The organism is Bacillus cereus group sp. TH152-1LC, from assembly GCF_027710505.1.
GTDB classification, from domain to species: Bacteria; Bacillota; Bacilli; order Bacillales; family Bacillaceae_G; genus Bacillus_A; species Bacillus_A mobilis.
In genome coordinates, this window is sequence record NZ_JAQFNK010000001.1 from 1,085,322 (window position 1) to 1,102,767 (window position 17,446).

A 17,446-nucleotide genomic window follows, 5' to 3' on the forward strand; every position below is an offset into this window, starting at 1 on the left:
TAAGCGGTTAAATAGGCTACCATGCCTTTCGACACTTCGCAAAACTATCCAACTGGTTATCGCCCTTGCGTGTCAACACTCGGACTGAATAACCTCTCCGTTCTCTCTCATTTCTTAACTGTTCAGCTAGAGTGTATGCTGCTGCCAAGCCGCTACTTCCTATGTCAGCGTTGCCCAATAGGTTTTTCTCTCAGTGTCATGAAACTATCTCCGCCTTCATACGAAGACAAGGAGAGCGGATTTTGCTTGGGTTGACTGTCGTAAGACAGCGATAGGTTGTCAATCTACCTTTACATAGCTCACACTATGCTATCAGCGCCAAGCCGCTACGAGATATTTATTTGAAAGATTTATCGTTTTATTTCCGAATACTTTATAATCAAGAATCCTATATTTCTTCGAAAAATTGATAAACCCTTTTTTTAGTTTCTATTTTTCTAGGTTTAATTATATTATGTATAAGAAAATAAAGATTATATATTATTTGCATTGCTTATGTTTACTTTGTACACACAGTATATTAAATCCAGAATCAAATTGCAATAGTTTTTCTGAATTTATTTTTCTTTTTTTGAATTTAATTTCAAAGGCTTTATACACCTGTTTACTATACAATGTAAATCATTTCGTACGCTTACTATATACAAAATCAAAATGTATTTCAATGGGTTTTTCTGAATTTATTGTTTTTATTTTGAAAATTTTAAAGGGATTCTTGTTTCGAATTGATAATTCATTATACGAATTAAAGATAGAATAGCTTTTATATGAAATACTACAATGTGAATGAAAAAGACGAATCGAATAAAAAAGTATTAAAAAAAAGCTATTTTATTAGAAAAAAATGGAATCATATGTATAATATGAATGTTTTTATGAATAGAGGTGAAAAACGTGAAGTTTTCAGAATTAAAAACTAACGCTCTTGAAACAATTAAACCACATAAGAAAACTCTTTATAAAGGAGCTGGGATATTTTTATTCGTGACAGCAATATTTATGTTAGCATCTATTATTTTAAATGCAAATAACCATGATGATGCTGCTGATAATATTGATGCTATACGTGATTTATTAATATATCCTATTATTTTAGCAAACATTGCGATGGTAGCTAGAGTTTATAAAGGCGAAACTATTAAAGCGAGTGATGCATTGGAAAATTATTCATCATTAAAAAGATTTGGAAAGGCATTATGGGCTTATATATTGCCTGCTTTGTATGTGCTTTTATGGACATTACCAGTCATCATAATTACGCTTGTAATTACTGCGATTGCTGGAATTTCGTTTGATGATATAAACTCGTTTGCTCCTAGTGTTGGTGCAATTTGTTCAGTAGCTGCATTAGTAATTGGTGTAGTTGGAATTTCAATAGTAAAAGGACTGCAATATGCTTTAAATCCTTACATTTTGGGTGATAATCCAGATATGTCTGTTAATGAATCTATAACTTTAAGTAAAGAATTAATGAAAGGATACAAAAGAAAGTTCTTTTTATTTGGTTTATCATTCATAGGGTGGGCTCTTCTTATTCTACCTACTTTAGGCTTAATCCTTATTTGGTTACTTCCTTACTGTGCCGCAGCTACATATGAATTTTATAATCATATAAAACGCGAAAAGGCAGAAGAAAATAAGAATGCAAGTGATAATGAATCTGTTAGCACTGATGAAAATGCAAAAACTGATGAAACTACAGATGCTGAATAATTAAAAAGGATGATTCTTAATGAATCGTCCTTTTTTTATGTAATCATTTATCTAATTTACTCTCTTCTTACTATTTTTCTTTTCGGCTCTGTTAAAGAACGATGTTGATTTTAGACATAAAACCGTGTGAATAATGAGATTTGGCACCTTCGTTTAAATTGAGTCTAACTTGATAAAAATTTTTTCTACCTAGTTAGATGTTCTTTGAATATCTGTTTAAAATAAGGTTTAAAATCTATTTCAATCATTTGTTGTGAGTCTTCATTTATAACTGTTAACAATATGCTTGAATGGTCTTTTTTGTTTGTCGTAATCTCAAATTTTTCAACCTGTTTTAAATCTAATAGTGATAATAATCTATTTGAATCTCGTTTGGTTACTTTTATTTTCACTTCCCCATATGAGGGAGAAAGGATAACAACAAAGTCTTCATCTCCGTTAGAGAATCGGTAAGTTGCTTCATTGTAATAAAATGGGTCACTGGTATCCAATAAAGTTGGTTCAGTCTCAAATAAGGAAAGTAAGTCGATTTCGCTAGGAAATACGGGCATTTCGTCCACCTCTTTGATATTTAAATTTTGTACAGTTCTGGTTCCATTGTTAACTATGTACTTATATTATATCTTATTTTATTTGCAACAGACCTGCTAAGCTAATTTAATAATCAACAACAGACTTTAACAGAGCCTTCTTTTTAAATAAATAACAGACCATACACCACTACCAATCACATTGTATATAAATGCTCTTGATACAAAAACTCCTTCTATCGAAAAAAATAATAAGAAAGTATTAAAAAAACTATATTATTAGAAAAAAATGGAATTCAATGTATAATATTAATGTTTTTATGAATAGAGGTAAATAAACGTGAAATTTTCAGAATTAAAATCTAATGCTCTTAATACAATTCAACCACATAAGGAAGCTCTTTATAAAGGAGCTGGGGTAGTTTTATTAGGATGGTTTCTGTTCCTTATAGCTGCTCTAATTTTACAGAATAAAGGAATGAAGGATGCCGCTGATAATGTTACTAGTTTACGTGGCTTGTTATTATATCCTATTATTTTAGCTAATATCGCAATGGTGGCTCGAATTTATCAAGGAGAAACTGTTCAAGCAAGTGATGCATTGAAAAATTACTCATCCTTAACAAGATTCGGCAAAGCATTATGGGCTTATATATTGCCTACTCTTTATATATTTTTATGGATATTACCTATAATCATATTTATGGTTATATTTCCACGCACCGATATCGGTTTATTAATTTCAAGTGATGAAATTGTTACAAAATGTACTTTCGCTATATTAGTAATATTATTATTTAGAATTATAATAGGAAAATCATTACAATATGGTTTGAACGCTTATATTTTAGGTGATAATCCAAATATGTCTGTTAACGAATCTATAGCTTTAAGTAAAGAATTAACGAAAGGATATCTAATAAAGTTCTTCTTATTAAGTTTATCCTTTATAGGATGGGCTTTACTTATCCTACCTACTTTAGGTTTAATTCTTATTTGGTTAATTCCTTACTACAATGCAACTGTATATGAGTTTTATAACCATTTAAAACGCGAAAATGCAGAAGAAAATAAGAATGTAAGTGATAATGAATCTGTTAGCACTGATGAAACTACAGATGCTGAATAATTAAAAAAAGACGATTCCTATGAATCGTCTTTTTTTGTTATGTAATCATTTGTTTAATTCCCTCTTCTTATATGATTTTTCAATATAAATGGTTCTGAAATAGCAGACCCTAAACCTCCACCAACCACGGTATATATAAATACTCTTAATGCAAAACCATCCCCTACTGAAAAAAGGTAAAGAAAAAAATAATTGAAATAACAAAAGACAAGAACTTTTACGCTCCAAGAATAGAAAACATACTAAGGGGATATGAAGATGAAATTATTTGATAGAGAAGTAATTGTTTCCTTTCTTTCAGGAAGCCATAATCGAAATCTAGACACAGAGACTTCTGATAAAGATTACAAAGCGTTTGTAATGCCTACATTCGAAGATTTATATACAAAAAATCAGTTTAAAGATACACAAGTTACACCAACAATAGATACAGAAGTTCATGATATTAGAGCATTAGAGAATTTATTTTATAAATCTAATATTACATACTTGGAATTATTATATTCAATTGAAATTCAGACATATGGTTACGATGAAATGGAAGAAATCTTGTCTATGAGAGACGATATTGTAACTATGCACCTAGGTAATTTCTTCAATGCTAGTTTTGGAATGTACAATTCCCAGATGAAGATTTTAAAAAATCTAGAAAAGAATTTAACCCCATCTAATATGCAGCAATACAACAAGAAAGCTATGTTAGCTATTCACTTTTTAAGTACATTAATTAAATTCTATGAAACTGGTTTTTCTGATTTCAAAAGTTCCTTTACATATAATGATGCTGAAAGAGCTTATATGTTAGGGATTAAGCATGGGAACCATTCTGCCGAGGAAGTAAAAGATATCATTCAAACTAAAGTGGACCAAACAAAAGCATTGGAATCTATGTACTTAAAACAACCTGTAAATGAAGCTACATTAGAAAAGATACAAAAATTAACTCGTTCAATGGTTTTGAAAAGCTTATAATAACCGCTTAAGCAGTGTTATTTTGTATATGAATTACCTACAAAAAGATAATTAAAAAAGCTATCTGTTAGGAAAAAACAGATAGCTTTTTTACTATTTATTTAGTTCGTAAGTTTTTCCATTTTCATAAAAAGAATTGCTAATATCCGGAAGCGGCGGTAATTCTTTAGGCGTGAGATATACTTTATTATTTTTTAATTGTATCGTAAGTTCGAGCGTCATTTCGCTTCTTCCACTTGGAACTTTCACTTTAGCTGTTCCATTTGCATCAAACGTAACATCGAAGTCTCCTAAATCATCTACTTGAACATTTCCACAACTCATTGCTTTTGTACCAAATGCAAGTGCTTGAGAGTGAGCAGTAGCTGTATTGGAACTTTTAAAGTTTAAAGATAGATAGACACCATTATCGCAGTCTCCATGACCCATATCACGCCATTCTCCATTATATGACTGAAAATTATTTGTCGTTTGCTGTGATTGAGTTTTTGTTGAAGAAGAAGCGGTAGAACCATTTTCTTTATTCTGTTCTTTTCCTTGTTCAATTTGTGCTGCTTGTTGCGTTTCTGTTTCTTTTTTCTTTGCTTCCTCTTGTTTAGGTGATTCTTTTATTGTTGACTCTTTTTTTGCTGAATCTTGTTTCGTTGGTTCTTTCTTTGTCAATTCTTGTTTTGTAGATTCTTTTACTGTTGATTCTGGAACCATTTCAAATTCGAGCTTATATGATTTATTTATTCTTTTTCCCTTCTCATTCTTTAACTTATCCGTAACATGTAAGGTAAAATTCTGCTTTTCTTTAAGGTCAACCAAAGGTGTTACAAGGATTTGGGTATCTTGTACCTTAGTCTCAATTTCTACTTTTTCTTTAGTTGCGTTTTCTACATAGATTACATTTTTAGTTACACTTGATGCATCTACTTTTTCTCCTAAATCAACAACAACTGGTTTCCCCTTTGTAATGTTTTCTTGTTTAGGTAGAATACTAGTCTTTGTTGCATCTGTTGCTTTTTCCGTGTTTTCTACTTTCACCTCTGTTTCTTCTGAAGTTCCTCCACAACCGGTAAGGATACTTGCAAAAAGAAATGCAGAACATGCCATTACATATTTCTTTTGCATATTACACTCCCTTTCATTCATATTTTTTCCATTAAATTGTATCATTCATTGTAAATCTAATCCAACAGTAAATTCTTTATATATAAAAAAGTACCGTATTGGTACTTTTTTATATAATAAATCAATTAATTTTGTTCAATCTTATCTGCATATCCAAGTTTCTCAAGTGCATCAATAGCGGAGTAATCTAACACTTCTGAAAAAGAATTAAATCCTTCAAGAATCCCTTGCTCCGACATATAAATCATACGTTCGTCTCCTTCTTTATAATGATTATTTATACGAATTCCATAGAATCCATCCGAAAAGCTTTTTCCTTGTGTATCAGTAACACCGCTCACCATAAGGTTTATTTTGATTTTCTGTCCTTTTAATGTGTAATTGCCTATACGCTCAATATCATAAGAAATTGTTCCATTAGTTAAATTTTTAACGCCACCGATGGAAACTAATTCTTTTCCTAGAGCAATACCTTGCTCCATTCTAGCGTGGTATTGCTGATAAGTAATAGGTGTTCCTAGCTTTCCTTTCCCATCAACATAATAATAAGTGTCTTTAACTAGTTCACGGAAGTTAATTGTAGCAGTATTAGATTTTGCATCCCATTTCACATTTGCTCCCATACCTTCAGAAATGACTTTTACAGGAACATAAACCTTTCCGTTTATCATTTGTATCGGTACGTCTAAAGGTATTTTCTTATCATTCACAAAAAATGCTTTTTGACCATTCGTTACTTCTATCTTTTTTTCATTGTTCGTGTAAATTATTTTTTTAGTTTTATTATCCCATTTAGCGTTTCCTCCTAAATGGTTAGGTAACAGATTAATTGGTACTAATAAACGATTGTCTTTCATAACAAGCCTATATTTTCCATAATCAGAGAATTCATCTAGAAAAAGTTTTATATTCTTATTTTTTTTAGCTTTTTCTTGGAAATTAATTGAGACAACATTAGATTTGGCATCCCATTTCACCTTCGCCCCCATTCCTTCAGAAAAGACTTTTAAAGGAACATAGACCTTTCCATTAATGGTTTGAACCGGCACGTCTATAGTTTTTTTCTTACCATTCACAAAAAATGCTTTTTGACCATTCGTTACTTCTATCTTTTTTTCTTTAAACTTTACAGTATTTTTTTTAGTTTTATTATCCCATTTTAGATTTGCCGACAAAGAATTAGCTGTAGGTTGAAGTGGCACTAATACCCGATTATTTTTCATGACAGGTTTGTATTTTGTATTAAGTTTTTTCTCATTAACGAAAAATGCTATCTCCTTTTCCTTAGAAACAGGTTTAGAAATAGGTGGTTTTTTAGTGCTATTGCCTACATGTTTAACATCTGCGCTTACTGTTTGAGCTGCTATTCCAGAGAACAGCATTCCAGCCGCTAAAATACTACTAATTGTTTTTTTCATTAAATAAATTACCTTCCTTCTATATATAAAATAAGATTTCTAAAATACTTTATGTAAAATTATTCCTTTTGAAATTTTTGTTATGTTAACACAAAAAATATAGTTTGGCAAAGAAACTTTATATAAAAAAGCAATCTACATAATATAGATTGCTTTCCATAGATTTACTTTGCAAAGTTCCCTATTTTCATCATACAAGTAAAAATATTATTTACATGTAGCTAAATCGTTAACTGCTGTTCCATCCGGACAAATATAATTGTTACCGTCCTCTTTATCAGGGAGATTTTCGATATAGCCTAAATCCTTAAGTACATCCTTAGCCGAATAATTAATTGCCTCTTGTACTGTTTTAAAATCTTTTTGTTTTAATTCTTTTTCTTCTTTTAGGTCTCCAGTTTTTTCATTGCTTACAATGCCTACAAATTCTTCATTTAAAAGAATTGTACCTGTTGAATTCGTATCACCAATCAAAATTGAACTAACATTTAACTGCTCTCCTTTAACAGTATGTAACCCGTTGTGCATAATGAAAGCGTGATAAGTTCCATCTGTGAGGTCTTTTGTGATTTCAGCACCTACAAGTTCTCTACCTTCTGTAACACCTTGCTCTGCTCTAGTCAAAAATTGATACATAGTAATTGGAACTCCTAATTCACCTTTGGTATTGGAATAAAAATATTTCATTGAAACCATTTCCTGTGTAGTAATTGTTACAACTTTTTCTTTTGCATCCCAATTTACTTTTGTTCCAAGACTTTCAGATACAAAACGTAATGGTACATATACTTTACCATTGATGATTTGTACAGATTCATCTAATTTTGTCTTTTTACCATTTACCCAACCTTCTTTTTTACCGTTTGTAAGTTCTATCTTTTTGTTTTTATGTGTTACGGTTACTTTTTTAGCCTTATTATCCCATTTAAGGTCAGCATCCAAGTATTCAGAAATAGGTCTAAATGCAACCAATATACGATTGTTTTTCATGACAGGATTTACTTCAGAACCAAACGGAATCTCATCGATATATACCTCCATTTTCTTCTTTCCAGAAATCGATACTGTTTTCTGTTTCTGAGAAAACGGATTAAATTTATGCTCTAGTGGATTTACATCTGCGCTAACTGTTTGTGTTGCCATTCCTGAGAACAACAATCCAGCTGCTACAATACTACTAATTGTTTTTTTCATTAATAATATACCTTCTCTCTATTTAAAAAAATATTAAAATTGATTTAGTTTCTTTGTAAGATTATCCGTTTGTAAATTTATTCCTTTGTAATTTTTTAGAATATTATCATAAAAATAAAATTGTGGAGAAAAACATAGCATCTGCGTTCGTTTTTTGAAAATATATAAGATTATCAGAAATATTATAAACAGAATGCTGTTGGCATAAGGAATTACAAGGCATTTTGTAAATATAATTATAAGGGGGAATACGATGAAATTAATTGCAATAGATTTAGATGGAACACTGCTTTCTTCTAATAATGAAATCAGTGATATAAATATAAATGCTTTAAAGAAGGCACAAGAACAAGGGCACGTTGTTGCTATTTGTTCAGGTCGTGCACCAGAATCGGTACATGGTTTATTAAATTCATGTAAGTTGAATTGTCCTATTGCTGCAAGTAATGGAACAGTTGTAAAGATTGGTGAAAAAGTCATTGGAATGACATCAATCGAAAAAGAAAAAGTTGCTAATATATGTGAAATATTAGATAGAGAGCAATTCCCTTTCAGAATTTACACAAATGATGGGATTTATATACCAAGCAATTGGGAGTACCGTGTAGAGAATACGTTAAGTGACCCTAGCATCCCAGAAGAATATCGTAAACATCCACACTTTAAAAGAATGCTAGAACATCCACAAGGACTTGCTGGCGGAATTAAAACATTTGATGTTATTCACGCACTGTTGGATGATGAATCATTACTTGTACAAAAGTTTTTTGTTTTGACGATAAATCCAGAAAAGAAAACAAAATTAAACAATTTATTAAATGAAGTAGAAAACATAGGTATCACATCATCTGCTCCTTTTAATATTGAAATCATGAACAAAAATGGGCATAAAGGAATTGGGTTACAAACGCTAGCGGAATACTTTAATATCCCAATGGAAAATACCGTTGCAATCGGCGATAATTTCAATGATGTTCCTATGTTTAAAGCGGCTGGACTTGCAATTGCTATGGAAAATGCAGAAGAAGATGTAAAAAAACTGTGTGATGTTACGACACGTTCTAACAACGAACATGGTGTTGCTCATGCCTTTGAAACATATATTCTTAAATAGAATTAAAGATGGACTAGATACGTCAGAAACAATAAAAGCAGTTGAACCTTTTTTAAGATTCAACTGCTTTTATATTGGGCTCTTTTTGTATGAATCTTTGTTTATAAGAATCTTTAAAATATATTTGAATCTGTTTCGTTATTTATACCAAAAACGCTTTTCAACAAGCCAACCATTATCAAGTGAAGTTCCATATTCGTACCAACCTTTTTCGCACCATTTCTTAAGGATATACTCCGCTCTTTTATGGTTTATTGGTAAACGATTAATAAGTTCTCTAGGGCTTAAACCGCTCAATTTAACTAATTCATAGAACATCATTTCTTCACTTTTTCTTAATTGAAGAAGTCTCTTATACTGTTCCTTGCTCAAAAAAATCACTCCTATGTAATGATTACTAGAATGCTTTTCTATTTTCAGCTTACATGTATTGCAATTACGAAAAGAACCTTATATTTTTATTAATATGATTCTGGATTTTCATTGGGAACCTCTAGAAAAAAAGTATCTAATTCTTCTTCTGTAAGTTCTCCATCTCCATTATCTAAAACATACTTGTTCCCTTTGATATCTGTTATGACAAAATCATCTTTAAAACTTCCAAATCGAAAAGAAAATGTATCGCCAATTTTATATTTCATCTCTATCTTCTTCGCTTTCTACTGTATTCATTTCTCTTATGATTTCTAATATATCGGTATGATTGAAATAAAAGAAATTTTCTCCATGTTTTATACCATTAGAACTCTTGGAAAACTCTCTTTTCATTCCAACCGGATAAGGTACACCTATATAATCCCAACATCTAAAAGATTCATGATTAATAATTCGGTTCCCTATAATCATGTAGTTAACGGCTTCTTCATAATCGTACTGCGGTTCTACTTTCGCTACTGTTCCAATCGGTAATAATACTTCGTTCATGTTTCATCCTCCAGGTGTTTGATTCACACATTATTTTCTATGTTTTATTTGTAACGAGGTGATTGTTTTAATTTTTTAACATGTAGTTGTATCCTTGTATAAACATTACAGGCAATCGTTTATAATCAGCAAAACCATACAAACCGCAAGAAACAAATGGATGTACTTCAATGACAAAACAACCATCTTTATTTATCCCAACATCTAAGGTATATGAATTTGGACCCTTTGTATAAGAACTTATCATTTTTTCAATAAGAGAAATATTAGGAAACAACCTGAAGTCACCTGTGTAATGTTTCAATCCTACTAATTCATTTTGACAAATAAATGCTCTCCATTCACTTTCAATATCTATAACATCTGATACAAGATATTCACCGTCAGGTAGTACATTTACATCAGAAACAACATCCGTAAATGATTTATATTCTGAATTAGACTTTATAAATTTTTCACCTAAAAGAGAAATATTGTTTTTATTAGCTACATAAACGTTTCTATTCAAAAATTCATCTGTGCTTAGCTCATGAGGTATATTAATAGGTTTTATGCTTTTTTTATCTTTATGATGATGCTGCTCTAAGTATTGGAACACAAATTCTAAGCTACCTACTGGAATAAAGTCTTTATATTCCCCTGCTTGCTCTGACAAAACATAATTATACACTTTCTCATTGTAAAACCAATTATTATATTCTATGGCTTTTATTAAGTGAAAACCAAAATCATGCTCTACCCTATTGTTTATCGTTTGTATTAAGAATTTTTTCATATATAGACACCTTTTTTATTATTCTTCTTTTTCTTTTTCTTTTAGATAAGCATATGTATAGCTAATATATACACTTACTATGCCGTAATCATTTGATAAAATATTCTCAATTTGAGACTCAATGTTTTTTCTTTCTGGGAAGAAGAGGTCTTGTGTTTCATCTTTTTCCGGATAAATCTTTATATCAATTCGCAACTGTTCCGGGGGACTTTTAACCAATGACGTTGATGTTATGTTACGGAAGACTACACTGATTTCAACATCATCGGCTGCTTCTTTCCCGTAATTATTTTCTAAGAAAGATGTTACCTTATCTCTAATGGGATTAATATGCTTGTTATAAACCTTGGCATAATTAAAACCATCTAAACTCTCATACCCTAGAATTATTATTGGTAATAGTACAGGAGTTAACATAATCCAAAACCAATGATTCCAACCATACATAAGTAAAAAAGCAACGCTCATAACGATAGATATTGCAATAGGAGACATAATAAACCATGCCACAGGAGTTGCTAGAAAGCCTGTTTGTGCATCTCCCCACTTATAGCCTATAAACACGCAGGCAATGAATAATAATAACAGTAACATCCACATAAACATGCTCCTTCTCTATTCAGTTGTTATTCAAAAGATGAATATAGTAATTATACAAAAAATATATTAGATTTTGGTCAAAATCCGTTTTTAAATTATGTAGCAACGGATGAATATTAGAAATCAACATATCGGTTATTAAAACAAGAAAACCACAAAGAATAATTTCTTTGTGGTTTTAAATTAAATTTACTTTCTCATCATACTTACTGGTGAATTATTATCTTGTTGGAGTTACAACTTCTTCCCAAATTCGTTCTAACATTACTGTTTTCACATCTCTTATAAGACTGTAACCATATTGCTTATATTCCTTTTTATCTGCTCTAATACGAACAGTATTTTTTGTACCTTGCAATTCATAATTCACAGTGTCATTGATGTTAATATCCACATCATCAGACAAACTACTATCATATGGATACAACCAAAATTCGCGGTCATAAGAGCAATCTCCAACTCTCTCATTGTTTTTATAATCCACAACTAAGAACAATCCTTCTTTTCCTTCAACTTCAACTATTTGTCCAACTATTTTTTCACTCATTATCCTTCGCTCCTTGTTTCATTTTTTTGGATTTAATATTTATTTTTAATTACTTTCAAATTATACAAGAATTTTTGTTTTTGGAAGAAAAAAGAAGAACTATTGAAAGGCTGCCTTTAATGACATTTTAGTTGTTTCACTTCATTGACCTTTTCAGTTAAAAATGCACTAAAATATGAACCTATTTGGCTTGTTGGTAACGTATTCTCATAACGTTTAATGAAATCTAACGAAATATCTTTTTTCGATAAGAGTGTTTCCCATTCAGGCGTTAATCCCTGTCCTTTTCGTATACTCTCCATCATTTTGAAAGCAAGTGATGGTTCAATGCTTTTTTCAATAAGAAAAGGCATGATATCCCTGCCAGATAAGAAATCGAAACGACTATCCCAATCCTTCGATACGCTTTCTATTACTTGATTTTTTTCACTTTCCGTCAAAAGAAATTCAAATAGTCTCTCTTTGATGAAAACTAGTCTATTAAACTCCATAATATCTCTCCGCTCTAGTTGTTTTATTTTTATCATTGTAGCACCAATGGTTCGTTTATGAAAAACAATAAGCTCTGCAAAAGTGACATAAAAAAAGACTCTGTTTTATAGAGTCTTTGCGTGTAAATTTACTAAACACTTATTTTAAGCTGCATAACCATTTCATCGAAAATAGCATTAGCATCATGTACAGTTTTCTTAATTTCTGGATTTGCTTTTTGTAAGGATGCATATAACACAGTCATATCATCTTTTTCTTTAGCAATTATTTCTTCTGTAGTTAAATCAAGAAACAAAGAAATAAAGTGATACATCTTAACATTGAATACGCAAGAAGTAGCTTCTATGCGTTCTAACATAATCGTGTTTATATTATATTGAATTGCTACTTCTTCTACTGTTAAACCTAATGATAATCTTTTTTCTTTCACCATTTTCGCTAATTCATAACTTGTATATTTAGGGCGTTCTGATGGTTTTAGATGTGCATTATCCCAAATCGTCATAATTTCATCACCTACCCTATTTTCTAAAATTCTAGCAAATCTTCTCCAGAAACATATTGTTCACATGATGGGCAATCGAATTGACCGCCTTCTATTCCCTCCGGTAGCGGGTCACTGCCAAATGTGATAATTGCTATTCGATTATATTCGTTCCATTCTTCTTCTGTTGGACAACTTCTACATAATGGACATTCGTATCGTTTTTCAGGTGTTTTCATATTCTTCCCTCCATCCAATAGTTTCTGACATTACATATTTCTAATTAAGATATATTATTTCACTTATAATCCTTTTAAAATTTAATCTTTATCAATATATTTAATTACTGTTACCTCTTGTGGAATTACTTCTCTAACAATGGTCACACCATCACTTTGTTTTTCTGTTGCACCAACTTCTTTTTCAACTCTGAAATAAGCAACTTCATCCTCTGTAGTGATTTTATAAACTCGAATTTCCCAATTCGTCCATCTGTCTCCTCTGTCTTCAGTTTCAGAATATACGCTTTCTGCTTTATCATGAAACCATAAGTCCATTAAGGTTTTAGCGGTATCTTCCATTCCACCAAAGTAAATACTATTGATATTTTCTTGTATAGCTTTTCTAATGCTTTTCAATGTATTCATGATTTTACCTCATCAGATTCATTTTTATCAAATTCAAATTTTTCAATGAGAATTTCTGTTTTAACAACTTTTAAAATTTCTCCGCCAAAATATTCTTGTGCTTCCTTTAGGTTGTCAATAATTTTATTTTCCTTATCATTCCACAAATATTTAGGTGCGTTTCCCCATGTAGGGGTTAAACCACCGGTGAATTTATAAGCATTTGCTATATCATCCGTGAATGAGAAGTTTTCTACGTTTTCGTCCCATTCTTCCCAAGCATTACAAAAATACCCTCTATCAGTCTTTAAGACATGAAATTCAGAAATATTTTCTCGTTTATTTTCTATAGGCTTCATATTTTCACCTCATAAAATTCAATTTTTTATCCAATTCTATTGCAAATCTTTTGGAGTTCATCTATGTATTGTTGTAATTCCTGTTTGTTCATTGCTGAAAATTGTACCATTTGCCATTTGCCCTCATCGTTTTGCAATCTATGAAGAATTGTTGCAGAATTCATATTTTCGGTGATAACAGCAGATGGATTGTGTAAAGGATTGAAATTGCTATCTTGCTTAACTTTAGGATAAATTACCGTTCTACTTTCTTCTTCGCTGTATTTAATATGCATAATAATATCTCCATTTATTAAATTAAGTTTTATTTATTTCTTATAAATTTCTAGCTTTTTAACAACACAATCTCCTAGTGTTCCTGTATTAATTTGCACAGTAGAAACACCAACTTTATGACCTTTTGCTACATAAAAATCGAAAAGTTCATTTGCTTGCTCTGGCGTGTGACAATAAATAATATCTAGTATATTATCATATAATTTCATTTTCATCACCCTTCGTAAAATTGGGTTTTTATACTTTTTTCAGATACTCTACTGGAACCTCTCCTGTATGACTCTGCAAATCAACTACCTTCTTTCCTAGAAACATATACTCGTCTGAAACTACTTCATACTTTGTTTTGTCGTTCCCAATGATAAAAACAACAATATCACCCTTCTTCATTTTCATCACTCCTTTATAAAGTTAGGTTTTTATTCATTTAAAATTTTCCACTTAGCCTGAAATATATTACCGCCAACCTGCAAAACGTTCTCTGTACCTTCCCATCGGATTTCTGTATAACCTGTAATTGGACTAATGTATTTATATACGATTCCTCCAACATATCCATTTGCAACAACCTTTGCTCTTTGACCGATTTCTAGACGATGTATCATTTCCCCTGTTGAAAGGATTTCATCCATATAATCGCCTCCCCTATTCTCGAATTCATTTTTTATGAGTTTCACTATCTAGAATTGTTTTTCCCACGCAATAGCAAATATAAATCGCAGAAAAAAAGCATAGATATATAGAATACCTTCCTAAAACGAATTCTTCTTGATTTTTATAAATGTATACAGGTAGCGCTAGGTACATGATAATCACTAATCCAAATGCGGTTCTTGAAGTGAAATCAGATATTAAACGTAAAATCTTCATTACGTCACCTCATTCGTAAGTTTGTTTTTCATTAAATATTTTCACTATGGGCTATTTTTTGATTTATCTCTTTTAATTCAGACTTCCACTCTAGTAGTTTTTCTTTTAGCTTCTTTGTAGGCTCTTCTCCATAAATATCTAGAGATAAATCAATTTCAATTCTTACTATTTGACCTTGCACATACCTTTTAGCATAGAGTAAAATTTTCTCTTCCATCTAAGCACCTCATTGAACTCAGTTTTTGATGATTACCAGTTGCTTGCAAACCCTTTGTTAAAAGCGTTATTAAGCCTTTCACACCATTTATTAGCCTGTTTTAGTGATAATCCATCTGAGATATATTCCCTACCATGTTTATCAATAAAGAATATTGCCCAACCTTTATTAGATTCTTCTACTTTATATTTAGCATCTTCCACTTTATACATCTCCTTTGTAAAGTTCAGTTTTTATTCATCTTCATATTTCACTAGCTTTTCAATATTGCTTAAAGGTGTCCAGAATGTGCCTCTATCATAAGCTAGGTTAACCATTCCTGTTTTTCTTCTAACGCTACAAACATCATAATAATGTCCATCCATTAACGCCATCCACTCAAACTTTTTGATTCTTCCTTTTGGTAGTTCATCAACCGTCATTTAGCATCGTCCCTTCATAAAGGTGAGTCCTCATCCAATTTCTTTTTTAAGTTTCGTTATTTCTATGCCTATGCGTGAAATTTCATGATTCACCTGAATCTCTTTAATTTCTTCCGGTGTTAATTTTCTTAGTAGCATTAATTCCTTTACAAGAATTGATGTGTTTACAGATTTTGCGATATGGGAAAGCCCATGTAGGAATTTAGTCCGCCTTTAGGCATGGGATGAAAGTATCGCTTTTGCGTAGCAAAACATGGTATGCTTCATTCATAGTCATGCAAAAGACTCTAAAACAACTGTTCTCTGAAAATAGAATACATATCAGGTTGGAGTAGCAAATTCTTCTACTCCGTAAAATGTATTAAGTCGTCAAGAACAAGACGTTAAAACATTTGAGAACCAACAATCTGTACGGTATGGTCACAGTACCGTAGCCCACGAACCTATATGGTCTGTTGTGGGAGTGGTGATGGCACACCGCAATCTTGCACGTCAGCGATACCAGAAATGGACTTCGCCTTTGGTAGCAAGAATCCCACTGACGTTAGTCAGCTTGCCCCTTTAGGGGTGGGAGTGTCAATAGAGATTCATGTTGTGTATTAGGCATTTTGCAATTCACTCATTAGTTCTTTGAATGATTCTAAACGGATATTATCGCTTAATCCCATATCTGTATTTTCGAATGATGTTTCTCCGATGATTTGATAAACAACTTTGCAAAATTCAGCATTTCTTTGTAAAAAATCATTTGTCATAGAAATATGTTCTATTAAAACAGAAATAATATGAGGATGATTTAATTCGTTTTTGTGATGAAAAACATAGTTTTGTAATTCTATCTCTTCACAATCCAAAATTGCAACTTTGTTGTGTAATTGTGCTAGAGCTTTGACATGGTGCCAGATTACTTCTGTTACGTTTTCAAATTTCAACATAGAAAATTCCTCCTATATGCTGTTTTCTTTTAGTTTTCCTTATCATTGAAATAGAGAATTGTAGATTTATATATTTCTTTGATTATTTTCCTGTTGTTCAATTAAATCCAACAAAAATTGGATATCATCTAAACTTATGTAATCCATGTAATCATAGTTTGAACAATTAGAACATACTTCTTTTATCTTTTGTAATCTGTTTTCGTTTTTCATTTTGTTGAAATCATCCAAAAAGATTCTTATCTTTTCTTCTAGAACTTCTAGTGTTTCGAAATTACGATAAAATCGTTTTGATTCCAATCCCCACTTATAAGATTTAATCAAAGTGTCTTTATCCATGTAATGAAAACCAACTTCGACAAGTCTATTTTTCAACAAAATTGTCTGCTCTTCACTTAATCCTGGAATAATGACCATATTTTTCTCCTTTTTGTTGGTTTCTACCATTTTAGCATATCGAAACTGCTGAATGTTTGAAAATGGGGATTTTTTTCGGGTATGAATAAAACAATTAATTTTTTTAAAAAATATTCCTTTTAAATTCATAACAAATTCTTTCAGAAATCATCATACTTTGATAGAACATCTTCTCGTATTTTCTCAATCCTAGTATATCCCACTCACATTTAATAATATAATGACGACAACTCGTTGTTATCTATAAGCAGGGCATAAAAAAGGAATGGAGAATCTTATACATCACAGGAATGTTACACCTGTATATCTTCGGAAA

Annotated in this window: 28 protein-coding genes; 4 read left to right on the plus strand and 24 right to left on the minus strand. The window is 31.1% G+C overall.

Annotated elements, in window-relative coordinates; genetic code table 11:
* Window positions 1-894 precede the first annotated feature (894 nt).
* Entirely contained in the window at window positions 895-1,713 is an 819-nt protein-coding gene (locus PDL00_RS06060) for a DUF975 family protein (protein WP_270727508.1), read from the plus strand.
* Between the two features lie 185 nt (window positions 1,714-1,898).
* On the opposite strand, the gene PDL00_RS06065 is transcribed toward PDL00_RS06060, so the two are convergent.
* The gene (locus PDL00_RS06065; RefSeq protein WP_270727510.1) at window positions 1,899-2,264 is read right to left on the minus strand and encodes a hypothetical protein; all 366 of its coding nucleotides are present in this window, start codon (window positions 2,262-2,264) and stop codon (window positions 1,899-1,901) included.
* 319 nt (window positions 2,265-2,583) lie between these two features.
* Here PDL00_RS06065 and PDL00_RS06070 point away from each other — a divergent pair, with 319 nt between their 5' ends.
* Both PDL00_RS06070 and PDL00_RS06075 read left to right on the plus strand, forming a co-directional pair.
* The gene (locus tag PDL00_RS06070; protein WP_270727512.1) at window positions 2,584-3,372 is read left to right on the plus strand and encodes a DUF975 family protein; all 789 of its coding nucleotides are present in this window, start codon (window positions 2,584-2,586) and stop codon (window positions 3,370-3,372) included.
* Between the two features lie 258 nt (window positions 3,373-3,630).
* Window positions 3,631-4,344 (plus strand): DNA polymerase beta superfamily protein, encoded by a 714-nt coding sequence (locus tag PDL00_RS06075; protein WP_270727514.1) that lies wholly within the window; start codon window positions 3,631-3,633, stop codon window positions 4,342-4,344.
* A 93-nt stretch (window positions 4,345-4,437) separates the two neighbouring features.
* Here PDL00_RS06075 and PDL00_RS06080 read toward each other — a convergent pair whose 3' ends face one another.
* From PDL00_RS06080 to PDL00_RS06090, 3 genes are all read right to left on the minus strand, one after another.
* Window positions 4,438-5,460 (minus strand): Ig-like domain-containing protein, encoded by a 1,023-nt coding sequence (locus PDL00_RS06080; RefSeq protein ID WP_270727516.1) that lies wholly within the window; start codon window positions 5,458-5,460, stop codon window positions 4,438-4,440.
* A 125-nt stretch (window positions 5,461-5,585) separates the two neighbouring features.
* Window positions 5,586-6,878 carry a copper amine oxidase N-terminal domain-containing protein gene (locus PDL00_RS06085; protein WP_270727517.1) on the minus strand — a complete coding sequence of 431 codons (1,293 nt, stop codon included), beginning with the start codon at window positions 6,876-6,878 and terminating at the stop codon, window positions 5,586-5,588.
* A 207-nt stretch (window positions 6,879-7,085) separates the two neighbouring features.
* Window positions 7,086-8,072: a copper amine oxidase N-terminal domain-containing protein gene (locus tag PDL00_RS06090; RefSeq protein WP_270727519.1), complete on the minus strand. Its 987-nt coding sequence runs from the start codon at window positions 8,070-8,072 to the stop codon at window positions 7,086-7,088.
* 253 nt (window positions 8,073-8,325) lie between these two features.
* Here PDL00_RS06090 and PDL00_RS06095 point away from each other — a divergent pair, with 253 nt between their 5' ends.
* Entirely contained in the window at window positions 8,326-9,186 is an 861-nt protein-coding gene (locus PDL00_RS06095; protein ID WP_270727521.1) for a Cof-type HAD-IIB family hydrolase, read from the plus strand.
* Between the two features lie 138 nt (window positions 9,187-9,324).
* Here the strand turns inward: PDL00_RS06095 and PDL00_RS06100 are convergent, their stop codons facing one another.
* The 20 genes from PDL00_RS06100 to PDL00_RS06195 form a co-directional block, all read right to left on the minus strand.
* A complete protein-coding gene (locus PDL00_RS06100) occupies window positions 9,325-9,558 on the minus strand; it encodes a hypothetical protein (RefSeq protein WP_270727523.1) in 234 nt (77 codons plus the stop codon).
* Between the two features lie 89 nt (window positions 9,559-9,647).
* Entirely contained in the window at window positions 9,648-9,827 is a 180-nt protein-coding gene (locus PDL00_RS06105) for a hypothetical protein (RefSeq protein ID WP_270727525.1), read from the minus strand.
* Entirely contained in the window at window positions 9,817-10,110 is a 294-nt protein-coding gene (locus PDL00_RS06110; protein ID WP_270727527.1) for a DUF4176 domain-containing protein, read from the minus strand. The genes PDL00_RS06105 and PDL00_RS06110 overlap by 11 nt, the downstream gene beginning before the upstream one ends.
* Window positions 10,111-10,177: 67 nt before the next feature.
* Window positions 10,178-10,885 carry an ATP-grasp domain-containing protein gene (locus PDL00_RS06115; protein ID WP_270727529.1) on the minus strand — a complete coding sequence of 236 codons (708 nt, stop codon included), beginning with the start codon at window positions 10,883-10,885 and terminating at the stop codon, window positions 10,178-10,180.
* An 18-nt stretch (window positions 10,886-10,903) separates the two neighbouring features.
* Window positions 10,904-11,485 carry a hypothetical protein gene (locus PDL00_RS06120; RefSeq protein ID WP_270727531.1) on the minus strand — a complete coding sequence of 194 codons (582 nt, stop codon included), beginning with the start codon at window positions 11,483-11,485 and terminating at the stop codon, window positions 10,904-10,906.
* 220 nt (window positions 11,486-11,705) lie between these two features.
* A complete protein-coding gene (locus tag PDL00_RS06125; protein ID WP_270727534.1) occupies window positions 11,706-12,032 on the minus strand; it encodes a hypothetical protein in 327 nt (108 codons plus the stop codon).
* A gap of 116 nt (window positions 12,033-12,148) precedes the next feature.
* Entirely contained in the window at window positions 12,149-12,523 is a 375-nt protein-coding gene (locus PDL00_RS06130; RefSeq protein ID WP_270727536.1) for a hypothetical protein, read from the minus strand.
* Window positions 12,524-12,654: 131 nt separating this feature from the next.
* A complete protein-coding gene (locus PDL00_RS06135) occupies window positions 12,655-13,029 on the minus strand; it encodes an XRE family transcriptional regulator (protein WP_270727538.1) in 375 nt (124 codons plus the stop codon).
* A 23-nt stretch (window positions 13,030-13,052) separates the two neighbouring features.
* The gene (locus PDL00_RS06140) at window positions 13,053-13,247 is read right to left on the minus strand and encodes a hypothetical protein (protein ID WP_270727540.1); all 195 of its coding nucleotides are present in this window, start codon (window positions 13,245-13,247) and stop codon (window positions 13,053-13,055) included.
* Window positions 13,248-13,328: 81 nt separating this feature from the next.
* Window positions 13,329-13,655, minus strand: coding sequence for a hypothetical protein (locus tag PDL00_RS06145; RefSeq protein ID WP_270727542.1), 327 nt, complete (start codon window positions 13,653-13,655; stop codon window positions 13,329-13,331).
* The gene (locus tag PDL00_RS06150; RefSeq protein ID WP_270727545.1) at window positions 13,652-13,993 is read right to left on the minus strand and encodes a hypothetical protein; all 342 of its coding nucleotides are present in this window, start codon (window positions 13,991-13,993) and stop codon (window positions 13,652-13,654) included. Before PDL00_RS06150 ends, PDL00_RS06145 begins: the two co-directional genes overlap by 4 nt.
* A 26-nt stretch (window positions 13,994-14,019) precedes the next feature.
* The gene (locus tag PDL00_RS06155; RefSeq protein ID WP_270727548.1) at window positions 14,020-14,268 is read right to left on the minus strand and encodes a hypothetical protein; all 249 of its coding nucleotides are present in this window, start codon (window positions 14,266-14,268) and stop codon (window positions 14,020-14,022) included.
* Window positions 14,269-14,301: 33 nt separating this feature from the next.
* Window positions 14,302-14,478 (minus strand): hypothetical protein, encoded by a 177-nt coding sequence (locus PDL00_RS06160; RefSeq protein WP_240527607.1) that lies wholly within the window; start codon window positions 14,476-14,478, stop codon window positions 14,302-14,304.
* A 28-nt stretch (window positions 14,479-14,506) separates the two neighbouring features.
* Window positions 14,507-14,659 (minus strand): hypothetical protein, encoded by a 153-nt coding sequence (locus tag PDL00_RS06165; protein WP_270727550.1) that lies wholly within the window; start codon window positions 14,657-14,659, stop codon window positions 14,507-14,509.
* A 29-nt stretch (window positions 14,660-14,688) separates the two neighbouring features.
* Entirely contained in the window at window positions 14,689-14,901 is a 213-nt protein-coding gene (locus PDL00_RS06170) for a hypothetical protein (RefSeq protein WP_270727553.1), read from the minus strand.
* Between the two features lie 269 nt (window positions 14,902-15,170).
* A complete protein-coding gene (locus PDL00_RS06175) occupies window positions 15,171-15,356 on the minus strand; it encodes a hypothetical protein (protein ID WP_270727556.1) in 186 nt (61 codons plus the stop codon).
* A 32-nt stretch (window positions 15,357-15,388) separates the two neighbouring features.
* Entirely contained in the window at window positions 15,389-15,559 is a 171-nt protein-coding gene (locus PDL00_RS06180) for a hypothetical protein (protein ID WP_170953090.1), read from the minus strand.
* Window positions 15,560-15,589: 30 nt separating this feature from the next.
* A complete protein-coding gene (locus tag PDL00_RS06185; RefSeq protein WP_098006851.1) occupies window positions 15,590-15,778 on the minus strand; it encodes a hypothetical protein in 189 nt (62 codons plus the stop codon).
* 599 nt (window positions 15,779-16,377) lie between these two features.
* A complete protein-coding gene (locus tag PDL00_RS06190) occupies window positions 16,378-16,713 on the minus strand; it encodes a hypothetical protein (protein WP_270727560.1) in 336 nt (111 codons plus the stop codon).
* Window positions 16,714-16,779: 66 nt separating this feature from the next.
* The gene (locus tag PDL00_RS06195; RefSeq protein WP_270727562.1) at window positions 16,780-17,259 is read right to left on the minus strand and encodes a hypothetical protein; all 480 of its coding nucleotides are present in this window, start codon (window positions 17,257-17,259) and stop codon (window positions 16,780-16,782) included.
* Window positions 17,260-17,446 lie beyond the last annotated feature (187 nt).

Excerpts from the sequence above, each read along its gene's own strand:
- PDL00_RS06065 (WP_270727510.1), bottom strand. The coding sequence starts at position 2,264 with ATGCCCGTATTTCCTAGCGAAATCGACTTACTTTCCTTATTTGAGACT.
- PDL00_RS06075 (WP_270727514.1), top strand. The coding sequence starts at position 3,631 with ATGAAATTATTTGATAGAGAAGTAATTGTTTCCTTTCTTTCAGGAAGC.
- PDL00_RS06080 (WP_270727516.1), bottom strand. The coding sequence starts at position 5,460 with ATGCAAAAGAAATATGTAATGGCATGTTCTGCATTTCTTTTTGCAAGT.
- PDL00_RS06085 (WP_270727517.1), bottom strand. The coding sequence starts at position 6,878 with ATGAAAAAAACAATTAGTAGTATTTTAGCGGCTGGAATGCTGTTCTCT.
- PDL00_RS06090 (WP_270727519.1), bottom strand. The coding sequence starts at position 8,072 with ATGAAAAAAACAATTAGTAGTATTGTAGCAGCTGGATTGTTGTTCTCA.
- PDL00_RS06095 (WP_270727521.1), top strand. The coding sequence starts at position 8,326 with ATGAAATTAATTGCAATAGATTTAGATGGAACACTGCTTTCTTCTAAT.
- PDL00_RS06105 (WP_270727525.1), bottom strand. The coding sequence starts at position 9,827 with ATGAAATATAAAATTGGCGATACATTTTCTTTTCGATTTGGAAGTTTT.
- PDL00_RS06110 (WP_270727527.1), bottom strand. The coding sequence starts at position 10,110 with ATGAACGAAGTATTATTACCGATTGGAACAGTAGCGAAAGTAGAACCG.
- PDL00_RS06115 (WP_270727529.1), bottom strand. The coding sequence starts at position 10,885 with ATGAAAAAATTCTTAATACAAACGATAAACAATAGGGTAGAGCATGAT.
- PDL00_RS06120 (WP_270727531.1), bottom strand. The coding sequence starts at position 11,485 with ATGTGGATGTTACTGTTATTATTATTCATTGCCTGCGTGTTTATAGGC.
- PDL00_RS06125 (WP_270727534.1), bottom strand. The coding sequence starts at position 12,032 with ATGAGTGAAAAAATAGTTGGACAAATAGTTGAAGTTGAAGGAAAAGAA.
- PDL00_RS06130 (WP_270727536.1), bottom strand. The coding sequence starts at position 12,523 with ATGGAGTTTAATAGACTAGTTTTCATCAAAGAGAGACTATTTGAATTT.
- PDL00_RS06135 (WP_270727538.1), bottom strand. The coding sequence starts at position 13,029 with ATGACGATTTGGGATAATGCACATCTAAAACCATCAGAACGCCCTAAA.
- PDL00_RS06140 (WP_270727540.1), bottom strand. The coding sequence starts at position 13,247 with ATGAAAACACCTGAAAAACGATACGAATGTCCATTATGTAGAAGTTGT.
- PDL00_RS06145 (WP_270727542.1), bottom strand. The coding sequence starts at position 13,655 with ATGAATACATTGAAAAGCATTAGAAAAGCTATACAAGAAAATATCAAT.
- PDL00_RS06150 (WP_270727545.1), bottom strand. The coding sequence starts at position 13,993 with ATGAAGCCTATAGAAAATAAACGAGAAAATATTTCTGAATTTCATGTC.
- PDL00_RS06155 (WP_270727548.1), bottom strand. The coding sequence starts at position 14,268 with ATGCATATTAAATACAGCGAAGAAGAAAGTAGAACGGTAATTTATCCT.
- PDL00_RS06160 (WP_240527607.1), bottom strand. The coding sequence starts at position 14,478 with ATGAAATTATATGATAATATACTAGATATTATTTATTGTCACACGCCA.
- PDL00_RS06165 (WP_270727550.1), bottom strand. The coding sequence starts at position 14,659 with ATGAAGAAGGGTGATATTGTTGTTTTTATCATTGGGAACGACAAAACA.
- PDL00_RS06170 (WP_270727553.1), bottom strand. The coding sequence starts at position 14,901 with ATGGATGAAATCCTTTCAACAGGGGAAATGATACATCGTCTAGAAATC.
- PDL00_RS06175 (WP_270727556.1), bottom strand. The coding sequence starts at position 15,356 with ATGGAAGAGAAAATTTTACTCTATGCTAAAAGGTATGTGCAAGGTCAA.
- PDL00_RS06185 (WP_098006851.1), bottom strand. The coding sequence starts at position 15,778 with ATGACGGTTGATGAACTACCAAAAGGAAGAATCAAAAAGTTTGAGTGG.
- PDL00_RS06190 (WP_270727560.1), bottom strand. The coding sequence starts at position 16,713 with ATGTTGAAATTTGAAAACGTAACAGAAGTAATCTGGCACCATGTCAAA.
- PDL00_RS06195 (WP_270727562.1), bottom strand. The coding sequence starts at position 17,259 with ATGAATTTAAAAGGAATATTTTTTAAAAAAATTAATTGTTTTATTCAT.